This is a genomic window from Lutibacter sp. (assembly GCF_040883305.1).
GTDB lineage: Bacteria > Bacteroidota > Bacteroidia > Flavobacteriales > Flavobacteriaceae > Lutibacter.
This window is the reverse complement of the sequence record NZ_JBFLKT010000128.1, coordinates 1-5,318: the sequence shown is the minus strand read 5'-3', so window position 1 is coordinate 5,318 and position 5,318 is coordinate 1. Positions and strand designations below refer to the sequence as shown.

The window sequence follows — 5,318 nt, the reverse complement described above, 5'->3', positions numbered from 1 at the left end:
ATAGAATCTTTTTTAACAAGAACTGTTTCAGGAATTAAATTGGTAGTATGAAGTTCACCAAAATTACCATTTTCAGTTACTTTAACTTTGTCAATTTTTAATAAATTAGCTAATGGGCTTTCCTCTTTTAACGCTTCATTTTTAGTTGAAGGTTTATTGAATAAATAAGTATCAATCCAAGCCAATTCTTCATTCATTTTACGTAATTGATGGCTGATTTTTCCTAAACCGTGAGGTTGTCCAGGAAACCATAAAAAACGCACAGGAGCTTTATTTACTTGTTGTAAACCTCTATAATATTCCCAGCCTTGATCTCTAGGAACTGCTCTGTCTTCGCTTCCGTGAAAAATAATTGTTGGTGTTTTAATTTTTTCAATTTCAAAAAGTGGCGATTTTATAATGTAATTTTCGTTGTAAAACTTTCCATTTAAATCATCCCAAGGAGCACCACCAAAATACGATTGGTCAAAACTAACTCCAAATCTACACGTTCCATAATCGGATGTCCAGTTAACATCACCAGCTCCTGGAGCCGCAAATTTGAACATATCGGGATAACGAACCGTTAACATTGTAGTTAAAATCGCTCCATTAGACCAACCCATCGTACCTAATTGATTTGTATCAATCATTCCTTTTTCTTCTAACAAATCTATTGCTTTGGTGATATCTTCTAATTCTGGTTCGTAATAATTTCCTTTAATACTTTCCACAAAAGAAAGTCCGTGGTTTGATGATCCGTGGTAATTAGGTTTTAACACAAAAGCACCACGTTGTGCTAAAATATTTGGATAAGTGCTCCAACGTTCGCTCCAAGTATCGGTATCTACGCCAGAAGGTCCACCGTGAATTGATAAAATTAACGGATAACGTTTGCCAGCTTCATAATTCTCCGGATAGTATAAAATACCTGTAACTTCTTCATTATTAAAACCTTTCCAAACCAATACTTCACTTTTTGTTATAGGCTTTTTAGCTAAATTTTTGTTTAATGAAACCACTTCTTTTTCATTAATAAATTTATTTTTTGAAATATCTGCAACATAAAATTTTGGTAATTTTGAAGCGGTAGAATATTGGTACACAACTTTTGAACCGTTTTTAGAAACACTTAATAAAGTAGTATGATTGTCTTTTTTACCTAAATCAATTGATTTTTTTGACCAAGAATTTTCACTTTTTTTATAATATGCTAATTTGTAATACGCTTTATTAGCTAAGGTTACAATTACATCATTTCCAACAACATTATAACCACGACCAATGCCTAAATCCCATTTTAAATCTACTTTTTTATACGTATTTGTTTCTAAGGTAAAATAATACAATTCTGAAATACCGGCACCGTTCCATTGAGGATCTGAAGCGTGTGAGGAGACAAAATAAAATCCTTTATTGTCCTTACTAAAATTAAAATCATTAGAAGGGAATTCCAATTCTTTTATAATTTGAGTAACTTGGTTAGTTTCTAAATTCTGAAGAAAATAAAAAGGATCTTTCTGGGCATCAGAAGCGTAACTTCTACTTCTGCTAATGCTGTAAATTAACCATTTTCCATCAGGTGAAACGGTGTAACTTCCTAAAGGTTTTTTGTTATTTGTAATACGTTTTATTGATTTCTCTTTAATATCGTACCCATACACTCTTGAAGGTTTCCAATGTAATGAGTCTTCAACAACAATAACATCATCTTTTTTTTCTTTTAATTTACTTTCATGCAATGTTTCTCCTTCATTAGATTTAAAAAGTAAGGTATTTTTATTTTGCCAAGCTAAACTAGAAATACCATTTTTAAACTCTTTAACTTCTTTAGGCTCACCACCATAAATACTTAATTTCCATAATTTTTTTCCTTTATCTCGTGATGATAAAAAATAAACAAATTCACCATCTTTAGAAAACATAGGACTATGGTCATTTTCATCTGCATTTGTGAGTTGAATTGTTTTAAAGGTATCTTTTTCAGGGATATCTAACCGTGTTAAATAAATATCTGAAACAAATTTATCTGTTTTTTTTACCGTTTTGTTCTTAGTCCAAACCACCATAGTTCCATCAGGAGAAATGGATACAGAACGCATAGATTCGGTATTTACAATATCTTCTGGAGTCCAACGTGTCTTGTCTTTTTCTTGGTCTTTTTCCTGAGCTTTAAGTTGAATGGTAGCTAAAAAAAGTAGTATTATGGTTGCTGTAGCTAAAAATGTTTTTTTCATGAGTGTTTTGTTTAGTATCTGGTATTGTGTATCAGGTATCTTGTATTAATTAAACATAAATAATGTGTTTTTCACTTTCAAACCTTTTAATTATTTTTAAGTTTCTCCAGTTCCAAATATTTTTTAACAAATGCTTTTACACCATCTACTATATTAGTTTCTGGTTTAAAATCTATATAATTAAATAAGCTTTCAACATTTGCATATGTAGATTTTACATCGCCAGGTTGCATTGGTTTAAAAACTATTTTACCTTTTTTATTCAATACTTTTTCAAGTGCTTTTATATAATCCATCAAAGCAACGGGACTGTTATTTCCTATATTAAAAATTTGATATGCCTTTGTGCTTTTTGAAGACGTAGGTTTTTTAGGATTAAAAGCAGGGTTGTTTTCTTTTGGTGCTAATGGTAGTAGACGTTTTATACTTTCTACAATATCGCCAACATAGGTAAAATCTCTACTCATATCGCCATTGTTAAAAACTTCAAATTCTTTGTCTTCAACCATAGCTTTTGTGAAAATATGCAATGCCATATCTGGTCTTCCCCAAGGGCCATATACTGTAAAAAATCGCAAGCCCGTAGCAGGAATATTAAATAAATTTGCATACGAATGCGCCATCATTTCATTTGCTTTTTTACTAGCAGCATACATTGCCAATGGATGATCAGTACAATTATCTTCTTGAAAAGGAATGTCTTCACTTAAACCATAAACAGAACTTGAAGAAGCAAAAACCAAGTGTTCCACTGGGTACGCTCTACAACTTTCTAAAATGTTTAAAAATCCAGTTATATTGCTATCCACATAAGAATGCGGATTTTCTAAAGAATATCGTACACCAGCTTGTGCCGCTAAATTAACAACGTAATCAAATTGTTGTTTTTTAAATAGTTGTTTTACATTTTCTAAATCCGTTAAATCTAATTTGATAAATGAAGTAGCATCATTTATTAATAGCTTATTATAAGAAATCTCAGAAGTATTAAAACCTAAATCTGTTAAACGGGCTAACTTTAAATTTACATCGTAATAATCATTAATATTATCTAAACCAACAACTGTATAGTTGTTTTTAAGTAATAATTTTGCCAAATGATGACCAATAAAACCAGCCATTCCGGTTATTAATACTTTCTTTTTTGTATTCATTTGTTATTTGTTTTTTTACAGCTTGTTGTTTTTCTATTTTTAATGAATTACTATTTCAATAATTTAATTGCTTGTATTCTCACATTATTTATAGGTCTGTCAAAATCGTCTGTTTTAACGTTTGCAATAGAATCTAATACTGCAATACCTTTTATAACTTCACCAAAAACAGTATAGTTTTGATCTAATTTTGGATAACCACCAATAGATTTATAAACCGTTCGGTACTCTTTTGGCATAACATAAGGTTTATAATTTTCTTCTTTTAGTGCTAAGTTTAAAATACTATCCATTAGGACGTTATAATGTTCGAAATTTCTGCCATCCATGGCATTTTCAATAGAATCTAATAGTGGTTTTTTTTCAAAGTCACTTTTATAAAATTCTCGAGCTTTATTTCTATTTGTAAATTTTTCTGCAACATCTAATATACTATCATTACAAATTATTCCCTGTACTATGTAGAATTGCATCGCACTTGATGCCTTTTCGGGGTTGTTGTCACGAGCGGCAGCAAGAGCTCCTCTTTTATGAAATAACGCATTATTAAATTCAGCTTTTACCATATATGGAGCATCTCCATTTCCAAGTGTGTCATTTATTTGTGCATTTCTGCTATCTGGATCACCACCCTGAATCATAAATTTATTTATAACTCTATGAAAAAGGAGACTATCATAAGCTTTATTATTTGCAAGGTTTAAAAAATTATCTCTATGTAAAGGAGTTTCATTGTACAATTCGATAATCATAGTACCGTAATTAGTTATCATTTCAATTTTTTTACGATTTTCTTTTTGAGGATTTAATGGTTTTTCTTGCTCTGTACAACTTAAAAAAGATATAATAAGAAATGAAAAAAAAGTAAATTTAAAAAGAGAATTCATATGTTGTTTTTTAGGTTAGTTATGCCCAACTATGGATAAAACAAAATTAATAAAAACAAAAATAGAATTAATTACAATAAATGGTTCATATATGCAGTATTTATTTTGTAATAATACCAAATTTTATCAAAATAACTGCTTAAATTTGAAGTACTAAAATATGTAAAATATGAACAAACAATTAATAGAATGCGTACCAAATATTAGCGAAGGAAGAGATACTGTAAAAATAAATGCAATTGCTTCTGTAGTTGAAACTGTTGAAGGAGTTAAATTATTAGATATAGATCCTGGAAAGGCCACAAACAGAACGGTAATCACCTTTGTAGGTGAACCTAAAAATGTGATAGAAGCGGCATTTTTATTGATTAAAAAAGCTGCTGAATTAATTGATATGAGTAAACATTCTGGTGAACATCCTCGTTTTGGAGCTACAGATGTTTGTCCGTTAGTTCCAATTTCAGGAATTACGCTAGAAGAAACTGCTGTTTTTGCTCATAAATTAGGTGAAAGAGTAGGAAAAGAACTTGGAATTCCAGGTTATTTTTATGAAAATGCTGCGAAACAAGAAAAAAGAAAAAATTTAGCAAGTTGTCGTTCTGGTGAGTATGAAGGCTTAAAAGAAAAATTAGGAAATCCTGAATGGAAACCAGATTTTGGACCAGCCGAATTTAATACTGCTATTGCAAAAAGTGGTGCTACGGCAATTTCTGCACGTGATTTTTTAATCGCCTATAACGTAAATTTAAATACAACTTCAACAAGAAGAGCAAATGCTATTGCGTTTGATATTCGTGAAGCTGGACGTGTTAAATATGAAAATGGTATTACTGGAAAAAAAGTATTAGACAAAAATGGAGAGCCCGTTCGTATTCCTGGAAAATTAAAAGCTGTAAAAGGAATGGGTTGGTATATTGAAGAATACGGAATTGCACAAATTTCGTACAACTTAACAAATATAAGCATTACATCTATGCACGTAGCTTTTGATGAAACTGTAAAGTCTGCAACCAAAAGAGGTTTAAGAGTAACAGGCTCGGAATTAATTGGATTAATTCCTT

Annotated in this window: 4 protein-coding genes; 1 reads left to right on the top strand and 3 read right to left on the bottom strand. The window is 30.5% G+C overall.

Annotated elements, in window-relative coordinates; all coding sequences use genetic code 11:
- From AB1Z17_RS03980 to AB1Z17_RS03970, 3 genes are all read right to left on the bottom strand, one after another.
- A partial coding sequence (locus AB1Z17_RS03980) for a prolyl oligopeptidase family serine peptidase (protein WP_368050500.1) occupies nucleotides 1-2,216 on the bottom strand: 2,216 nt, incomplete at its 3' end.
- A gap of 86 nt (nucleotides 2,217-2,302) precedes the next feature.
- The gene (locus AB1Z17_RS03975; RefSeq protein ID WP_368050499.1) at nucleotides 2,303-3,370 is read right to left on the bottom strand and encodes an NAD-dependent epimerase/dehydratase family protein; all 1,068 of its coding nucleotides are present in this window, start codon (nucleotides 3,368-3,370) and stop codon (nucleotides 2,303-2,305) included.
- Between the two features lie 50 nt (nucleotides 3,371-3,420).
- Nucleotides 3,421-4,257 carry a peptidylprolyl isomerase gene (locus AB1Z17_RS03970; RefSeq protein WP_368050498.1) on the bottom strand — a complete coding sequence of 279 codons (837 nt, stop codon included), beginning with the start codon at nucleotides 4,255-4,257 and terminating at the stop codon, nucleotides 3,421-3,423.
- 169 nt (nucleotides 4,258-4,426) lie between these two features.
- Between AB1Z17_RS03970 and ftcD the strand changes: the two genes are divergently transcribed.
- Nucleotides 4,427-5,318: glutamate formimidoyltransferase (ftcD, locus tag AB1Z17_RS03965; protein WP_368050497.1), on the top strand; the 892-nt coding region annotated here is incomplete at its 3' end.